Annotated in this window: 15 protein-coding genes; 6 read left to right on the top strand and 9 right to left on the bottom strand. The window is 50.4% G+C overall.

The genetic code is table 11. From position 1 onward, the window contains the following. Nucleotide 1 precedes the first annotated feature (1 nt). Complete coding sequence (locus BLS62_RS06655) at nucleotides 2-802, bottom strand: transporter substrate-binding domain-containing protein (RefSeq protein WP_093178461.1); 801 nt, start codon at nucleotides 800-802, stop codon at nucleotides 2-4. Nucleotides 803-958: 156 nt separating this feature from the next. On the opposite strand from BLS62_RS06655, the gene BLS62_RS06650 reads away from it, so the two are divergent. The 3 genes from BLS62_RS06650 (at nucleotide 959) to BLS62_RS06640 (ending at nucleotide 3,965) form a co-directional block, all read left to right on the top strand. Further along, nucleotides 959-2,242, top strand: a complete 1,284-nt coding sequence (locus BLS62_RS06650) for a Na/Pi symporter (RefSeq protein ID WP_208990714.1) — start codon at nucleotides 959-961, stop codon at nucleotides 2,240-2,242. Nucleotides 2,243-2,277: 35 nt separating this feature from the next. After that, a complete protein-coding gene (locus BLS62_RS06645) occupies nucleotides 2,278-2,901 on the top strand; it encodes a hypothetical protein (protein WP_093178459.1) in 624 nt (207 codons plus the stop codon). A gap of 125 nt (nucleotides 2,902-3,026) precedes the next feature. Next, nucleotides 3,027-3,965, top strand: coding sequence for a DMT family transporter (locus BLS62_RS06640; protein ID WP_093178456.1), 939 nt, complete (start codon nucleotides 3,027-3,029; stop codon nucleotides 3,963-3,965). Between the two features lie 50 nt (nucleotides 3,966-4,015). Here the strand turns inward: BLS62_RS06640 and BLS62_RS06635 are convergent, their stop codons facing one another. Next, nucleotides 4,016-4,915, bottom strand: coding sequence for a LysR substrate-binding domain-containing protein (locus tag BLS62_RS06635; RefSeq protein ID WP_093178454.1), 900 nt, complete (start codon nucleotides 4,913-4,915; stop codon nucleotides 4,016-4,018). A 192-nt stretch (nucleotides 4,916-5,107) separates the two neighbouring features. On the opposite strand from BLS62_RS06635, the gene BLS62_RS06630 reads away from it, so the two are divergent. Next, on the top strand, nucleotides 5,108-5,437 hold the full coding sequence (locus BLS62_RS06630) for a DUF1127 domain-containing protein (RefSeq protein WP_093178452.1): 330 nt from the start codon (nucleotides 5,108-5,110) through the stop codon (nucleotides 5,435-5,437). A 130-nt stretch (nucleotides 5,438-5,567) separates the two neighbouring features. On the opposite strand, the gene BLS62_RS06625 is transcribed toward BLS62_RS06630, so the two are convergent. From BLS62_RS06625 to BLS62_RS06610, 4 genes are all read right to left on the bottom strand, one after another. After that, nucleotides 5,568-6,446: a LysR family transcriptional regulator gene (locus tag BLS62_RS06625; RefSeq protein WP_093178449.1), complete on the bottom strand. Its 879-nt coding sequence runs from the start codon at nucleotides 6,444-6,446 to the stop codon at nucleotides 5,568-5,570. Nucleotides 6,447-6,886: 440 nt separating this feature from the next. Further along, nucleotides 6,887-7,675 carry a hypothetical protein gene (locus BLS62_RS06620; protein WP_208990713.1) on the bottom strand — a complete coding sequence of 263 codons (789 nt, stop codon included), beginning with the start codon at nucleotides 7,673-7,675 and terminating at the stop codon, nucleotides 6,887-6,889. Between the two features lie 142 nt (nucleotides 7,676-7,817). Next, nucleotides 7,818-9,653, bottom strand: a complete 1,836-nt coding sequence (locus BLS62_RS06615) for an adenylate/guanylate cyclase domain-containing protein (RefSeq protein WP_093178446.1) — start codon at nucleotides 9,651-9,653, stop codon at nucleotides 7,818-7,820. Between the two features lie 23 nt (nucleotides 9,654-9,676). After that, nucleotides 9,677-10,405, bottom strand: coding sequence for a 16S rRNA (uracil(1498)-N(3))-methyltransferase (locus tag BLS62_RS06610; RefSeq protein ID WP_093178443.1), 729 nt, complete (start codon nucleotides 10,403-10,405; stop codon nucleotides 9,677-9,679). A gap of 310 nt (nucleotides 10,406-10,715) precedes the next feature. Here BLS62_RS06610 and xseA point away from each other — a divergent pair, with 310 nt between their 5' ends. Beyond that, the gene (gene xseA, locus BLS62_RS06605) at nucleotides 10,716-12,260 is read left to right on the top strand and encodes an exodeoxyribonuclease VII large subunit (RefSeq protein ID WP_093178440.1); all 1,545 of its coding nucleotides are present in this window, start codon (nucleotides 10,716-10,718) and stop codon (nucleotides 12,258-12,260) included. A gap of 468 nt (nucleotides 12,261-12,728) precedes the next feature. On the opposite strand, the gene BLS62_RS06600 is transcribed toward xseA, so the two are convergent. The 3 genes from BLS62_RS06600 to BLS62_RS06590 form a co-directional block, all read right to left on the bottom strand. Then, complete coding sequence (locus BLS62_RS06600; protein ID WP_093178437.1) at nucleotides 12,729-14,096, bottom strand: TRAP transporter large permease; 1,368 nt, start codon at nucleotides 14,094-14,096, stop codon at nucleotides 12,729-12,731. After that, nucleotides 14,093-14,764, bottom strand: coding sequence for a TRAP transporter small permease subunit (locus tag BLS62_RS06595; protein WP_208990711.1), 672 nt, complete (start codon nucleotides 14,762-14,764; stop codon nucleotides 14,093-14,095). Before BLS62_RS06595 ends, BLS62_RS06600 begins: the two co-directional genes overlap by 4 nt. A 136-nt stretch (nucleotides 14,765-14,900) precedes the next feature. Continuing rightward, complete coding sequence (locus BLS62_RS06590) at nucleotides 14,901-15,920, bottom strand: C4-dicarboxylate TRAP transporter substrate-binding protein (protein WP_093178434.1); 1,020 nt, start codon at nucleotides 15,918-15,920, stop codon at nucleotides 14,901-14,903. A 448-nt stretch (nucleotides 15,921-16,368) separates the two neighbouring features. Between BLS62_RS06590 and BLS62_RS06585 the strand changes: the two genes are divergently transcribed. Continuing rightward, nucleotides 16,369-17,199 carry a universal stress protein gene (locus tag BLS62_RS06585; RefSeq protein ID WP_093178431.1) on the top strand — a complete coding sequence of 277 codons (831 nt, stop codon included), beginning with the start codon at nucleotides 16,369-16,371 and terminating at the stop codon, nucleotides 17,197-17,199. The last annotated feature ends 66 nt before the right edge of the window (nucleotides 17,200-17,265 follow it).

Below are 17,265 nucleotides of genomic sequence, written 5' to 3'. Positions count from 1 at the left end.
GCTAGTTCTTGGGGTTATAATCGAAGAACCACTTTTTCTTCAAGGCATCAATTGTTCCATCCTCATGCATGGAGACCAACGCCGCATTGATTGGCTCTCGCAGGTCAGAGCCTGGAGTAAGGATGAAACCAAAATCTTCAGATCCGATTGGGCCACCAACAATTTTAAAACTGTTTGGCGCTGCGCCCATGTAGCCAGCCGCTGCTGTTGCATCCATCAAAACCATGTCCACGTCATCAGCACGCAGAGCCTGTACAGAGGTACCGAAGGTTTCAAACAGCTTGATCCTCTGGTTGTTCTCGTCGCCATCTAAAACGGAATAGACTGCGGTGTAGAAGTTTGTTGTGCTTGGCTGTGCGCCAACCAGAAGGGCTGGATCTTCGGCAAATGTTTTTGGGTCGTCAAAACGGGTTTCGTCAGCGCGCACCAGCATGAACATTTCTGATGTCATGTAGGGATCGGAAAAATCGATCTGCTTTTCACGCTTTTCGTTGATGGTGATGCCATCCATGCCAACATCAAACTGACCCTGACGGACGGCTTCAATCATGCTGTCCCAGGAGGCCAGACGCCAGTCCACCTTCATATTGAGACGCTTTGCGATCTCATTGAATGCATCATATTCCCAACCAATGCCCTCACCGGTTTTAGGGTCCGCAAAGTTCAGCGGCGCATACGCATTCTCTGTTACAGCAACAACTGTGCGCCCTTTCAAATCTGGCAGGCCCGCGGCGGAAGTTGTTGCGCCAAAGCCTATAGAAAGAGCGAGTGTCACCATCGCAAGTTTAATTTTTTTCATCATCGGGCTTGTCCCCTCCAAGGAAAATCTGGCCATCACAAGGAAAAATATGGCAGAATCACACCCGCCGGATGTTGACAGCTGGTAGGTCTGTGAGCAATAGGAAGCGGGTGAATGACCTGTAAAAATACTGATTTTGGCTTGCTTTGATACTCTGTAATGAGGCGAGCGGTCAACGAAGACCTTGGATTTTCGTGGACTGTTGAATTGGTGATGGAAAATACGGCTAAATGTCGTGGCGAATTTTTTGAGACGGACATGTCGGTGCAAAAAGATCCCGTAAACTTCGACGAGCCATATCTTGAGGAGCAACGACATATGCCATTTGGCATAAGCTTGCTCAACTGGGTGTCTGTCGCCTTTCTTGTATATTTCCTTCTTTGCGCCGTTGGCCTTATCGAAGCAGGCTTTGTTGCGATTGGCCAGCAACAGGCCGAACAGATCTTTTCCTATGCAACCAACCCCATTGCGGGGGTGCTGGTTGGCATCTTGACGACCTCACTGGTGCAAAGTTCCTCTGTCACCACGTCCATTTCGGTTAGTTTAGTTGCTGCGGGCTTGCCAATTTCAATCGCTGTTCCAATCGTCATTGGCGCGAATTTCGGCACTACATTGACGAACACTTTTGTGAGTTTGGGTTATGCAAGGGATCGTAGGGATTTCAGACGCGCCTTTAGTGCTGCGACTGTTCATGATGCCTTTAACCTCATCTGCCTGCTGATCTTTTTGCCTCTGGAACTCGCCTTTGGTTTCCTACAAAAGATCGCGGTCCTTGTTGGTGACCTGTTCACCTCTTTTGACCCGGCTCCCAACAACATCGGCACCAGCTTTAATCTTATCAACCATCTGACGAAACCTCTAATACAAGAGATTGAGTCGCTGGTTGTTGGAATTGCTCAACCTTGGAATGGCTTGGTGATCGCCGCGATTGGTTTTGTCACGATCATCATCAGCATCACCTTCGTTAGTCAGTTGTTGCGCTTGTTGCTGGTTGGCCACGCCAAACACCTTGCCGAAAAGATGGTCTCCAAAACATCAGCTTCCGGTATCTTTGCTGGTTTGTTTGCAACGATGCTGCTGCAATCCTCCTCCGCCACCACCAGTCTTGTGGTGCCCTTGGCTGGATCTGGCGTTCTCACAACGAAGCAGGTTTATCCGTTTACTCTGGGTGCCAATATCGGCACCTGTTTCACAGCGATTCTTGCCGCCTTTGCGGTTACGGGGCAGCGCGAACTGGCGTTTGAAATTGCCATCGTGCACCTTGCCTATAATCTTCTGGGTGTACTGCTGATTTATAGTGCGCCGTTCCTTCGATACCTTCCAGTCCAGCTTGCTGAGTTTATTGGTGAATTGGGTGCCCGGAGAGTTGTTTTTGCGGCCAGTTATGTTGCGGGTATCTTCTTCCTTATTCCCGCCCTTGGCATCTTTCTGTTGAGCAGATAGCCTCCACAGGGTGTTTTGCCCCAGATGGAGTTCCCATGCCTTTTCAAAACCGAGTTCAACCGAATGGTGAACTGTGTGCGGTCAACGCACGCGGCCTGTTTATGGGCAATCGTGGCGGGCGTATTCATAACCCTGAGACACAGGAGCTAACCGGGCGCACTCACGCCTCACGGCGCTGGCTGTGTTGTGCGACGAGCTTTAAAGGCTGGCAACGCAATGTTTGGGGCAAGTTCTATACGGAACTATTCTTCTTTGATGAAGTAACGGCGCTCGCTGCGGGGCATCGCCCTTGCTTTGAATGTCGGCGGGAAGAGGCTGTTCGATTTGCAGCGCACTGGCAAAACAGTGAGGGGCTTGAGAAACGCCCGAATTCTGATGAAATGGATTTGGTGCTGCATGCGCAACGCTGCGGCCATAAAAAATCGCCTAGCCCCCTGCCGTTGATTAACCCCGAGGAAGAGTGGCCAGAAGGCGCTGTTGTTGAGAGTGAGGCTACCTTTTACGCCTTGAAGCAAGGCCAGTGGTGGCAATGGGGGTTCGACGGATACACACTGGCAAAAGCGAAGCTGCCTGACCAGGTAAGCCTGATCACACCACCGCAGATCATCTCAATTCTGAGGGATGGGTATCGGCCGCGCTGGGGGCTCTTTAATATATAACACTTACTAATAGTGGCAGGAATCATTCCTGCATCGAATGAGTCCATCACGCATATTCATTTGTATATTTGCCCAATTTCATGCAGGAAGTTTCGTAAAATATAAAATGAAAGCAGGAATATTTCATGGCTCATGCGAGCGACGTGGACGCAGGCGCTGCACTCTCCTATGGCCCACCAGCCCTCACAATGTTTGACTATTTCCTTTATGGAACAACGGTGTTTGCTTGGGGCTTCAGTTGGTATGCCCTGAAATTGCAAGCTGTGATTACCCCGGAAATTGCGTTGTTCTGGCGGTTTCTATTTGCGACCCTTTTAATGTGGGGTTGGGCAAAGCTCGGCAGGCACAAACTGGCATTTCCTTTGAGCACGCATCTGCGGTTTGCGGCCCTTGGCCTTTTGCTGTTCTCGACCAATTTCTTGCTGTTTTATCATGGTTCAAGAGAGCTACCCTCCGGATTGTTGTCGGTGGTTTTCTCCCTCGCCTCCGTATTTAACATCGTTCTTGGGTTTGTTCTGTTCCGTCAAAGAGTCAGCCAAACACTCATGATTGGCGCTGCTCTGGGCTTTTCAGGCATTTGCTTGATGTTTTATCAGGAAATTGCAGGCAGCTCTTGGAACCTTGCAGCGCTTGGTGGCCTTGGGCTCTGTGCTTTGGGCACGTTGAGTTTTTGTTTTGGCAATATCGTCTCAGCCAAAGCAACTGCGCAGAAAATCTCTGTGGTCTCCGCCAGTGCCTGGGGCATGGTATACGGCACCGTTCTTCTTGGAACCAACGGATATGTGCAGGGTGTTAGCTTTGAAGTGCCGTTCACGCCGGAGTTTCTGCTGAGCCTGCTTTATATGGTGTTCATCGGGTCCATCGTTGCGTTTGGCGCTTACCTGACCTTGCTTGGCCGCATTGGTTCTGCCCGTGCAGGCTATGCGACGGTTATGTTTCCAATTGTAGCGCTTGGCGTGTCTACAGCTATGGAAGGATATGTCTGGACGATAACGTCTATAACAGGTCTTTTGTTTGCCTTGGGCGGCAACTGGATTGTGTTGCGCAGTTCCGCAAAGAAATAACAGCTTGAAGTGTATTCCCGAAAACCGGATTCATTTTTCGGGAATACGTTTTATTCAACGACTTCAACTTCTGTCGGATTATATTCCATCGTTACATTACCGATAGACGCTTCGATGTGATGACATAGCGCATCGTGAACAGGTTCAATTGCAACCTGAGCTCTGATGATAGTAATATCGCAGGGTGGCAAAGGCGGTAAGCCTTCTTTTTCTCCCAACACGCGATGACCCTGCCGCAGAGCACTTGCTGGTAAGATAGCGATAGCCAAACCCGCATTTACAGCACCAGCCAAAGCAGCGGCACTGGCGCTGGTGAAAACCACCTGATGCGGGATGTTCTCATGGTCTAGTGCAGCCACACCGTCCCGGCGCCATGAACATGTTGTTGGGCCAACGGCAAGACGAAGTGGACGTTGGTCATGCACAATGTGTTCGCGCGAACCAACCCACTGTAACGGCTCACGTCGGACGATCTGCCCAGGGACACTACTACAGTCTTCGCTGGTAACGATTCCAATATCAAGGTCACCCTTTTGGATTCGGCGCCCAATTTCATTAGAACTGGAACATTCCACATCCAAATTAATACCGGGATTGAGTCGATTAAAGGCTGCAAGTACTTGAGGTAGTAGGCGTTCTGCGTAGTCATCTGGTAGACCAAGGCGAATGCGACCTGCTATCTCCGGCTCATGAAATGCAGAAAGCGTTTCATCATTCAGAGCAACCATGCGGCGCGCATATTCAATGAGACGTCTTCCGTGCTCCGTTATCCTAGAGTTACGCCCGTCTTTCACAAATATTGGCTGGGCTATACGCTCTTCAAGCTTCTTCATCTGCATAGATACTGCAGATTGAGTTTTGTGTACGGCGTCACCAGCTTTGGTAAAGCTTCCCAATTCTGCGACGGCTAAAAATGTGCGTAATTGATCTATATCGATCGAGTATGGCATGGGCTCCCTCCCATTTAATCGTCGCCAATCAATCACGATATCGAATGTATTTCAATCGAAAACATTCTCTTGTTGATCTACAACTTTTAGGTGATATTTGAGCGATCGAACCTAGAGTGTTCCACCTTTTTTAAAACCCAAACAGTTCCAATGGATAGCGATAAGCGTTTATCCAAGCGGGAGAGTTGTATCATGTCGCTTGCATTCCCAACACCATCTGAATACCGCAACCCCAATCGCGCCAATGCAGGCACTTTTGAGCCACTCACCCTTGCGCACACCCTGCATGTTCTTGCAGCTTTGCCCCTGAAATTGTGGAGGCACTACAATGATCGCCGCGCAATGGTTGAATTAGCGCGCCTTGAAGACCGCATGCTGGATGATATCGGCGTTACACGCGATGACGTTTACAGCGCCTTGTCTGTTGGTGATGGAAAAGACCCAAGCTGGCACCTTCGCATTCGTGCAAGTGAGCGCCGATGCGCAGAGCTGGAAAAGCGCCGCGAGAGTACAAGAGTTTAAACCTAAGCTTTTGTGGGAGCCTTCTGGCGTGCTTTATCCCCTATAGCCGCCAGATATTTCATAGAACCCGCAAATAAAAAGGGCCTGCATTTGCAGGCCCTTTTGCGTTATTTGAATTTCAAATCCCCACCTAGGCAGAGAGTGCCAAGCTCCCAAAAGACTTGGCGAGATGCTCACTCAGCGCATTTGCAGCTTTAAGGTGACTTTCTTTCCCGCGCACGAGCGTCAGCACGTAGTTCGGCAGTTTTGGCAAGCCTTCCAATTCAAGCAGGCCAGCATTCGAACTTACAATTGAAGAGCGCGGCTGAATTGTAATCGCCATGCCATTGGCAGCCGTCATTTCCACAAGTCCGGGATTGCTGGAGCTGTACTGAATTCGAAACGCACGTTTCTCATCCTTCAGCGCTTCAACAGCAGCTTTACGCACGCTGCATTGTTCCGGCCCGACAGCCAATGGAAGCTCTTTCTCACTCGCGATCTTGAAATTGCTGCCAGCGGCCCAAACAAGTCTTTCACTTGCCAGTACGCTGCCTTCGCCTACTTCCACCTCATCAGCCAAACTACCGATGATTGCAAGATCGAGTAGACCGTCATCCAGTGCTTTGCGCAGCTCAGCTGCTGGCGCGCAGATGATGGATGCTTCCGCCTTCGGATTGTTTTTGGTGAACTCGAAAATGATTTTTGCGGTTCTCTTCTCGTCAATGTCTTCAGCAAGTCCCAATCGAACTTTGCCGGAGATCTCACGTTCTGAGAACAGCGCCAGAGTTTCATCATTCAGCCGCAACATCTGCCGAGCATGGCGAAGCAAAAGCTCTCCATCTTCGGTGAGTTTGGAATGACGTCCCTCGCGGCGGAAGATGGTGCGTTCAAGCTTATCTTCCATCCGGCGCATTTGCATGGACACCGCAGATTGCGTTTTGTCCAGTTTTTCTGCTGCTCTCGTAAAACTCCCGGCGTCCGCAATCATCACCAGTGTTTTGAGAGAGTCCAAGTCTAATAATGCTGTCATGTCCCCAATCCATAACAATTTTGTATGAATATACAGAATTAGGGCAAGGATGAAACCAATAAAATTCCTAGATTACTTAATCGTCGCAGTTAGTTCGCGAATTCGTGCGTCTTGCATCGATTCATCACAATAATTAATATCATATATCTAACAATATGCTTCGAGGAAGTTCTGATGTTCTCTCAGAATCGCAAATAAAACTCCCAAATAACTCATGGAAAATAATCTCTGTGAGTTAGAAGGCCTGTCAAACGCAACTAATTGGAGAGTTATGCTAGATCAATACATAGTAACGAGAGATCACAAATATATTTAGGCTAGTTCTGTACTCACGGTTGGACCGGAAACAGAGCTTTTTTTCTAGAAAGATAGTGTTTATTCTGTGATATTAATCACAATAAGTTATCACCATGTATCCATAAAAAACCATTATCTATCCCTCATTGAGGCCAAAAAGCCTTGCAATAAGTTTGCCATGCGTCCGCTTGTGCCTGCTGTACTGCAGAGAATCCATCTGCGAGCCCCGGCATATGTGGCAACTGTGTCTGTGGCTGGTTTTTAGGTTTGGTCTGACTGTTTTTTTTGGGAGAGCTTGCTGCAAGTTCTTGAGATTTCGACACAGAGTGGCCTTTCGCGGTGCTCTCCTGCTGTTGCATCGCTTCTGTCCAGAACTCTATCATCGGATTAGTGAGGGGCATCATTTGGGACCAGAAGGCTTCTCTGGCATCTAATATGGGATTGCGAACATCATCCGAATTCTGATGCAACTCCGGGCATCCTTTTGCAAATCCCTGAAGAAACGCCTCTAGCATTGTCCGTTGAGGGCCTGCCAGATACTGCTTCATCATATTTCCTTGCTGGAGAACCAGCAAAACCGGCATGAGCTCGAACCAAGACTCCGCATTCATAGCGTCTTTGCGCCGAAAATGACTGGCCATCGCTGCACCCAGTTTGTTATCACCGGAAAACCAGTTCATCATTTCCGGCATAGCTGGCATTTGCGGAATTGAAGATGCCGTTTGCCAGGCGGACGGATCAACCCATTTCATGAATGGTGCCGGTATTCCGTTTGACTGCGGCTTTTCCGGGGTCTTTCCTCTAGTTTCAGAGGTCTTCATGAACGGCATAACCTTGTGGCTTGCCTCACAATAACTCTTGTAGGATTTGGCATAGTTCTCGCTGAACAATTCCATAATGGAAAACAAATTGTTATTGGAATGTTGTAACATGAGGTTCCCCCTCGCCAGCTTCAATTCGCTTTTTAGACACCTTGAAGACGTAACGTTAGTTTCCTAATTTTGGATTTAATATTCCGCAAATATTAGGGCTAACTCCTGCAATTTGATTGAATTGGCTGCATTATCGGCAAGGTCACACGATACGATAGACGTCGACCGCTTCCTCTCTGCCACGCAACTGATAGCCGCCAAGGTATTTGGCCCGGCTCTTGTCGCTCAAGGAATTGATTGTTGCCTCACTTGCCAGCGCAATCACCTTGGCCTCCGGATCAACTTGTTTACCTAACTCTTCCAAGCGCGCGGCAACATTTACCGCATCGCCAACCACCGTGTAGTTCATGCGTTCCCTGGCGCCGATATTACCAACAACAACGGTTCCGGTATGCACACCAATCCGCAAGCGTGGTTTTTCTGCTTGTCCATCACCTTCACTCACTTCCGCTTTCAGCTTTTCTGCGATGAGATGGACTGCTTCTATGGCGGCTTCGGCATGGTTTTCCATAATTTCAGGCGCACCCCAAAATGCCATGCACCCATCCCCGATATACTTATCAATGGTTCCGTGGGTTTGGCTGATACAGTCTGCCAGTTCCTGAAAATGCATATTTAGGAGCGATGTGGTCTCTTCCGCTGAGAGCTTTGAGGCGACCCCCGTAAAGCCTGCAATATCTGAGAACAGGATTGTCATTTCCCGCAGCTCTGTGCTGTTGAGACCCTCAAAGTCGCTTTCCAACAGGACGCGAACAAGATCTTTGGGTACATACCTTGAGAAGGCACTAAGCGCGACGCTTGCAGAATTGAACGCCTGATTGGCATCATCAATCTCCTCCAAGCGCGACGAAGGCAAGGCCTGCAAACCATCCATGTTGAGGCTTCGGATGGCATTGGCCTGAGTGGCGAGACCGACAATTGGCGTTGCCAGTTTTCGCCCAATCAAGAACATCACCAGCACTCCTACTGCCAGAAATGCAGTCGCTGCAACAAAGACTTTGTGCAAGCTGTCAAATGGCCCGTTAAACTCCGATGCAAGAACGTAGCTTCCTATGATGATCGGGAAGCGATTATCGCCTTTCAACGCGTCATAGAGATAGAGATATGTGCCAGTGGGCAGAGTATCAACATGTGCGCTGTAGGTGGTGTTTAAGACCCGCCTATCAATGTTGTCATCCCAGATGTGGCTGAGAGGTGTTTCCTGCAGATCTGAGAGACGAGGAACCGGAGTGCTCACGCTTGGGTCGAAATCCAGAAAGGCTGTTTCCGAGCTGGCCAGCACTTTATCCCGGCCCAGCAAAATAAATGGAACCTGTGAATCTCTCCATTTTATTCGCCCCATCAACCGGCTCAAGAGCGTGGTTGGGTAATCCAACGCCAACTTTGAGAGCGTGTTGTCGACTGGGTTTTTGATGTAGACAGTGAACTGCATGAAGGTTTCGCCAATCACCGGATCATAATAGGGCGGCATCCACTGCAAGTTCCCTTCTGCCATATCCTGTATATTTGGGGGTCTGACAAAAACTTCGCGGATTGGCGCATCGGCGTGGTCCAGTTGAACGCTGATTTTTCTCCCGGAGGCGAATGTATAGGAAATCCGTTTGATATTGGTTTGGCGGGACAGGATCGTAATGAGCTGCTCTCGCAATTCAGCGGGCGCATTGTAAACCAATGGGTCGCTCAGAACCTCAGCAGCTAACAGGCCAAGGCGCTCTTCGTTCTGGAAGAAGTCTTCCACAACCTCCAGCCCGCGGCCAACAATAAGCGCACCGGTTTCGCGCATGATCACGGTTGCTTGCTGATTGGCAGCGCTGGAGACAAAAAATAGTACGGACCCGCCGATGAGCGCCAGCAACAACGCCGCGCCTATACTAAAAACGGCAGAGATCGAGAGGCGCCACCCAGACCTTTGATGTGGTGAGGACTTGGCCGCGCCTTTCTGCGGTTTGCTATCTTCCGTCTTGTTCGTTGGGTCCATTTAGGCCTCCGTTTGGAGGTAACTTAGAACCAATCTCCCAATTTTGCCTGAACAACAGCCATTGCAGCGACCGCTGCGGTATCCGCCCTTAGAATCCGGGGGCCAAGTGGAATGGCCCGTACATAATCTTTTGAGCGCAGAAGTGCCCGTTCTTCCTCCGAAAACCCGCCTTCGGGGCCGATGAGAACGGCAAGAGGACCTTTTTCCAGCCCTTCCAGAGCGTCCAGTGGGTTCTGGCTGTGTTCGCCTTCATCACAGAAGATCAACGTGCGGCCTTGCTCATTCTGCTCCCAGTTATTCAGGAGGCTGGTCAGCTTAACGGCATCCTCAATCTCAGGGATATGAAGAATGCCGCACTGTTCGCAGGCTTCCAGAATGTTGGCTTCCATACGTTCAAGCTTAAGCTTTGGGGTTTGCGTATGCTGTGTCAGAACCGGACGAAGACGCCCTGCTCCCATCTCCACGGCTTTTTGGACCATGTAATCCAGACGCGCGACTTTCAGCGGTGCAAACAGGTAGTCCAGCTGGGATTGCTCTGTTTGTTTACGAACCTGTTCGGTTACGACCAGAGCACAAGATTTTCTGCCCGTTGGGAAAAGCTGAGCTCGCCATTCTCCATCTTTACCGTTGAACACAAGGACCAGCCCACCTTCTGTCATGCGAAGCACGTTGAGAAGGTAGTTTGCCTGAGCTCGGTCTGCTGGAATTTTCAATCCAGCTTTAAGTGGCTTATTTATGAAAAGACGCTGCATACGAAATTCTGATCTTACATTTTGTGGAGTGGACATACGGCACCATACTCAAGCAGGCGCCCGCTTTCCATGGGGGTTTACTGCTTTTCGGCAGATTTGGGGAGCGGTTTTTATGGCAGTCGTGGAAAATGATTGCGAGCGCTCCTAAACAGCCTCAAGCTGCTGTAAGTTAGAGCTGGATTGATGCCGTTTGTCCCTTCATCTGGCTTAAACAAACTGCTTTAATCCCTTATTCTGGCGTGCATTCCTATCCGAAAAGGTCAAGCGCTTTTCGGGACTACGCATAAAGTGATCTTAAGAGAGTTGCCCTTTGTCCGATAAATCCAATCTGGTTGAACTCACCGTTTCCGAGCTTTCCGGTGCCATCAAACGCACTATGGAAGACAGCTTTGACTATGTGCGCGTCCGCGGTGAACTGGGGCGCATCAGCCGCCCGGCTTCCGGTCATATTTATCTGGACCTTAAAGATGAACGGGCTGTTCTTTCCGGCATTATCTGGAAGGGCAATGCTGTGCGGCTTAAAGTTCAGCCAGAACAAGGCCTTGAGGTTATTGCAACGGGTAAAATCACCACCTTCCCCGGACAATCTAAATACCAGATGGTCATTGATGCCATGGAACCAGCTGGCGCTGGTGCCCTCATGGCGCTTTTGGAAGAGCGTAAAAAGAAGCTGAGTGCTGAAGGGCTGTTTGCCGAAGAGCGCAAGCGTCCAATCCCGCGTATGCCCATGGTGGTTGGCGTTGTAACTTCACCAACCGGCGCTGTTATCCGCGATATTTTGCACCGCATCACGGACCGTTTCCCTTTGCATGTTCTGGTATGGCCGGTTCGCGTACAGGGCGGGTCCTGCGGCGCTGAAGTGTCCGCTGGTATTCGCGGTTTCAACGCTTTGGAGCGAGGCGGGGCTATTCCACGCCCTGACGTTATTATCGTTGCACGCGGTGGGGGTTCTGTTGAGGACCTTTGGGGGTTTAACGAGGAAGAAGTGGTTCGGGCTGCTGCGGCCTCTGATATTCCGCTGATCTCTGCCGTTGGCCATGAGACTGACTGGTCCCTGCTGGATCTGGCAGCCGATTTACGCGCACCGACACCAACGGGTGCTGCTGAGTTTGCTGTTCCAGTGAAAGCAGAGCTGGCCGCTGTCACAGATGATCTTTCCCGCCGGTTACGCACTGGCCTGTTGCGATTGGTGCAAACACGCCGGACAGAATTGCGCGCTGCAAGTGCTGCTCTGCCAGCCGCGCGTGAGCTTCTCGCTCTGCCTCGTCAACGATTTGATATGGTGGCGGGACGGTTGGAACGTGGGCTGCAAGTCAGCACGCAAATTCACCGGAACACACTGACGGCTGCCTCTTCTGGCTTACGGCCTACGATGTTGCAACGGCAAGTCAGTCAGGGGCGTGAGCGCCTTGGCGTTTTGACAGGGCGGGCAAGCCAAGCCTTCCTCAACCAAATGCATCGCCACCGTTTGCGGCTTAACAACTCTGCAGGACTGCTGAGTTCGCTGAGCTATGAGCGGGTGATTGAGCGCGGCTATACGGTGGTGCGGGATAGTGATGGGCTGCCTGTTGCCAATGCACAAGCGGTGCAAGCTGGACAAGCCTTGACGTTAGAAATGCGCGGCGGTGTTGTGGGCGCGGTTGCAGATGGCGGCGGCGTTACTGCTGCTCCTGCTCCGGTTGTTCCTAAGGTAAGGGCTGAGACTGCTATTGTTCAACCGGGCGCTGTTGAAGTTGGCGACGCTACCACCTCATTGGATGAACATGTAGCGCACGCAAAAGCCAAACAAGCCGCAAAGCCAGTCCGCAAGAAAAAGCCAGTGGCAGATCCCGGCAATCAGGGAAGTTTGTTTTAAGGTGATGCTTATGAGCTTGGCTGTAGTCTCGCAGTAGTTGCCAGCGTGATTCCTCTGGTGAGGAGTGCATTCTTGAAGTGTTTAGAGATCAGGACTATATTGCGATGTGAGAAAGGGAGCTTTCGCCCCCTTTCTCTCGCATTAGGCTATCCTAAAAAGGGCCCGGAGTTTGATGACCAGTCGCTTCCGGGTCTTTTCTATATTGAAAGATAATTTCAATCTCACCTAACTACCACCTCCTTTAACTAGGCTTTGCTTCTATCGGAGTGCCTAACCTCTCCGATTGCGTGGACTGGCACACGCTGCTGCTTTGCAAAGAAGGTGGATGCGTTGATGTTAGAGCCTCCTGTATGAAGTCACCAACTCGAATTCTTTAGGTATCTTTTCTCGGTCATTGCCAAGTTGTTGGATTACAAAAAAGCCCCAGCGTTTGCCGGGGCTTCTTCATAATGCGTGTTGTGTCGCCAATTACATCAGTGATGGCAGGAAGGTGATGATTGCCGGGAAGGCAACAAGCACGCCTACTGTCAGCACGTCTGCAATGAAGAATGGGGTACAGCCGCGGAAAACTTCCTGCACCGGGATATCAGGGCGAACACCAGACACCACGAAGCAGTTCAATCCAATGGGCGGCGTTATCAGGCAGAGCTCTGCCATTTTCACCACGATAATCCCAAACCAGATTGCACAGGCTGCGCCGGACATGCCGAGGGTGCTGTCCACTGCTGCAACTTCCAGCCCACCGTTCAGTGCCATGATTGCAGGGAAGACCACCGGAAGGGTGAGTACCAACATGCCGATGGCGTCCATGAACATGCCAAGCACTGCGTAACCCAGCAGGATGCAGACTACGATCATGAGTGGCGGATAATCCAAGGACACGATGAATTCACGGAACGCATCAGGTAACCCTGCATACCCGAGGAAACGAACGTAGACCAAGACACCCCAGATGAGGGTGAAGATCATCACCGTCAGTTTTGCTGTTTCATGCAGCGCGAGGAATAGCTGCTTGGTGCGCATGCCTTTGTAAATAGCAGTGATCAGCACCACGAAGGCACCCAGAGAACCTGCTTCGGTTGGTGTGGCGATGCCATAATACAGGCTGCAGAAGATGATGACGATCACGCCGACGATTGGCAAAGTACCGGGAATAGACTCGAACCGCTCGCCCCATGTTGCCGGAGGAAGCGCAGGCGCACCGCCTTGCCATCTAGCCATGAAGTAGATGATCCCTGCGTAGATCAACACCGACACAACGCCCGGCAGGAACCCTGCCATGAGCAATTTGCCAACACTCTCTTCCACCAGAATTGCGTAGATCACAAGGATCGCGCTTGGTGGAATAAGGGAGGCCAGCGTTCCGCCTGCGGCCACAACAGCGGCGGCGAGACGTTTGGAATAGCCCGCTTCCAGCATCTCTGGAATTGCAACGCGCGCAAACACAGCAGCAGTTGCCGTTGATGCGCCAGATACGGCTGCAAAACCTGCCGTTGCAAAGACTGTGCCGATGGCAAGGCCACCCGGCATCCAACCAAGCCAGCGTTTGGACGCTTCAAACAGTTGTTTGGTCAGGCCTGCATAATAGGCAAGGAAGCCGATGAGGATGAATGTGGGTAGTACCGACAGAGAATAGGTGACGGATTTGGAATGCGGGATCGTGCCGGCCATTTTGATGGCGACGAGCAGTCCGCGTTCAAATCCCATGCGCATTGAGAACAGGATGATCATGCCGGTTATGCCTACGAAGGCGGCAGCAAATGCAACACGGACACCAATTACAACCAGCAGCAGCAAGACACCAGTCATGAGTAAACCAACTTCAAACGGGGTCATGATGCACCTCCATGAACTGGTGTAGCCATTGCAGTTTTTTCAGCCTCATTTTCAGCGGAATGGAAGGTTTCTTCAATTTCGGCTTTCGCGTGTTCGGCAGCGTCCATCACATGCGGCAAGTCCAGAACGGATGCAGACGGATTGACGATCAACCTCGCATACCCGAAGAGCTGAAGTACGAGACGCAACCAAAGGAGAGACAGAGCAACTGGAACAACGATTTTGGAGGGCCATGTTGCCAGTCCGATATCAATTGTGCTGTCGCCAAGGTTCCATGATCGGGAGAAGTGAACGAAAGACCCGTAAGCAAGGACGGAGACAACCACTAGAATGATCAGCACTCCGAGGAACTCGGAAATCCATTGTGAACGGCCTTTGAACACGCCGATAACAAGTTCCATACGGATGTGACCGCCAACACGTTGACAATAGGCAATACCCATAAAGGCAAAAACCGCCATAGCTTGTTCGGTAATATCAATAAACCCGGGAACAGGTTGGTTGAACAAATTACGCCCAATGACCTGAACCACCGCCATTAACATCAGCACAAGAATGGATGTTGCGGCGATCAGGTTGAAGAGATTCTCTATTTTTCCCAGCGCACCATTGAAGCGGAGATAGGTCATATCTGCTGGCGGATACGCGGAGCTTTTTGTATTGGACATGTTTCCAGCCCGAATAATGAGGAATGTTGAGCCCTGCTCTTAAACAATCAGCAGGTCCGCGAAAAACAAATGGACCGGTGGCGGTAACTTTCCGGGAAGAAGGCGCACCCAAACAGGATGCGCCCTTTATGAGCAATTACTTGCCAGCAATCGTATTTTGAACCAGAGCCAGAAGATCTGCAGCAGGAAGGCCTTTAGAAGACATGTCTTCAACCCACTTGTCCCAGATGGGCTTACCAGCAACCGCTTTAAAGTCTGCCAGTTCTTCAGCTGAGAAGGAAATCTGCTTTACGCCGTTTGCTTCAAGTGCCGGGTAGAATTTGTCGTAGACCTTTGCGTAGGTCTCCAGGTAATGCTGAACAGCTGGCTGTACGCTTTCGTCCAGAGCTTTTTTGAAGTCAGCAGGCAACATCTCGTAGGCATCTATGTTGACCACAACTGGGCAGCTCACGGTGCCTGGGTTCAGGTTGTTGGTCCACCAGTTCCCAGCTTCAATTGTTTTGTACGACAGGTGCGCATGCGGTGCGAACGCAACAGCTTGTACTGTGCCAGAATCAATCGCCTGATACGCTTCTGATGCGGTCACTGATGTTGGAACAGCGCCAATGGTTTTCATTGCGTTGCCAACACCACCAAGTGCACGAACACGCATACCCTCAAAGTCTGACAGACTTACAGGAGCGGCGCCCTTACCCACCAGATTGTACTGCGGCATTGGTGATGGCATCAGCAGCTTTGCACTCCAACGTGCCAGATCCTTCTGAACAGCCGGGTGGTTGTAGAGAGCAAAATCAACTTTAACCTGAGTTTCCAGATCTGGCACGCCGAGGAATGGCAGGTCTGTAGTGGTCAGAGTCGGGTTTTTGTCTGCATGGTAAGAGGCACAGAACTGCGCCATCTCAAATGCACCAATCGCAATACCATCAAGGTTTTCGCGGGATTTGGAGAGCGCTCCGCCGTAATGCAGCTTGATGTCAAACTTGCCGTTTGTGCGTGCTGCAACTTCTTCAGAAAGCTTTTCAACATGCTCAGTAAATGCACGACGTTTACCCCAGAGTGAAACATTCCAGGTGACATCTGCAGCCAGAGCTTCACCGACAAACGCCGAGCCCATGGTTGCAGCAAGCGCTACCGTCGCTACCTTAAGATTATTCATTTATAAACTCCCAAATTTTTGCAGCCGTCCCTTCAAGAATGTAGGTTCGGCCCCTCCCAAAGCTTCCACTTCACCTAAGAAATATCACAATTCCCTCAGCAATAAACCCGAGTAGTTCGAAGGTTTAATAACTATTCACATGCCCCGTGGGTCATTAAAGTTAAAGAACCCTTCGGGAGGCAGATGTAGAAAAAATTGGCTTCTTACTCGGCCAGTCATTTTTTCTTTGCCTAAAGTATAAAGACCTTAAGTATACCTCTAAAAATGGAAACTAGGGTATTTTGCACGCGCTACTTATAATATTAGTGAAACCGCATTATTTTTCAAAACCTTATCCCTATGGTTGAGGTTGACAAGGATCAAAGCAGCAACTGAAATGCTGACCTAATATTTCTGCGAGGGACACCCTCCCATACCGCTAAGATATAGAGGGCAAGGAGATACGCTAATGGCAATCAAGGACATTCTTACACTTACCGATCTGAACGGCGATCAGACAGCCTCTAAAGTAGCTGTTGAATTAGCACGTCAGGCTGGAGCGCATGCAACGGGGCTTGCGCTGGCATTTGAACCAATCGTACCGGGTTTTCTGGCTGCGCCAATGCCAACTGATTATTTGCAGGTTGCTAAAAATCAAGCAATTGATGCTGCAAAATCTTCCGTAGAGAAATTTAGAGGGTACGCTGAGATGGCGGGCATCTCTACAGAGACCCGCATCGAAGAAATTATCACCGGTGGTAACATTGAGACCATTATGGGTCATTGCCGGTTGAGCGATATGGCTGTTATTGGGCAGGACAATCCAGAAGCACCAGAGCCAATGCGCGAAATGCTGATTGAAGGTCTGCTGTTCGAATCCGGTGTTCCGACCCTGATTGTGCCGTTTATCTCCAAAGGTGATTTCAAGCCTAGCAAAGTTGTTGTGGCATGGGATGGCAGTGCAACAGCAGCACGCGCAGTGCATGCAGCCCTTCCAATTCTGGAAATGGCTGACCACGTCACCATCTTGATCATTAACAAAGGTCTTCCACTTGAAGGGGAGCCGGGATCAGATATTGCGACCTATCTCGCTCGTCATGATCTGGAAATCAATGTTGATGTGATCAACAATCCGCCAATTAGTGTGGGTGATGCACTTCTGAACTACGTTTCAGAAAACGGCACTGACCTGCTGGTTATGGGTGGTTACGGCCACAGCCGAATCCGTGAATACCTCATTGGTGGGGCGACACGCGACATTCTGCATTCCATGACTATCCCAGTCTTGATGGCTCACTAAACTGTTTCAGGAGGCTCATCATGAGTCTCCTAAATCCTTGCCTATATGAAATGGAGAGAGGAGTTG

It is taken from the genome of Pseudovibrio sp. Tun.PSC04-5.I4 (assembly GCF_900104145.1).
GTDB lineage: Bacteria > Pseudomonadota > Alphaproteobacteria > Rhizobiales > Stappiaceae > Pseudovibrio.
Note: the sequence above shows the minus strand (reverse complement) of the source record. Positions and strands in the feature narration are given on the sequence as shown.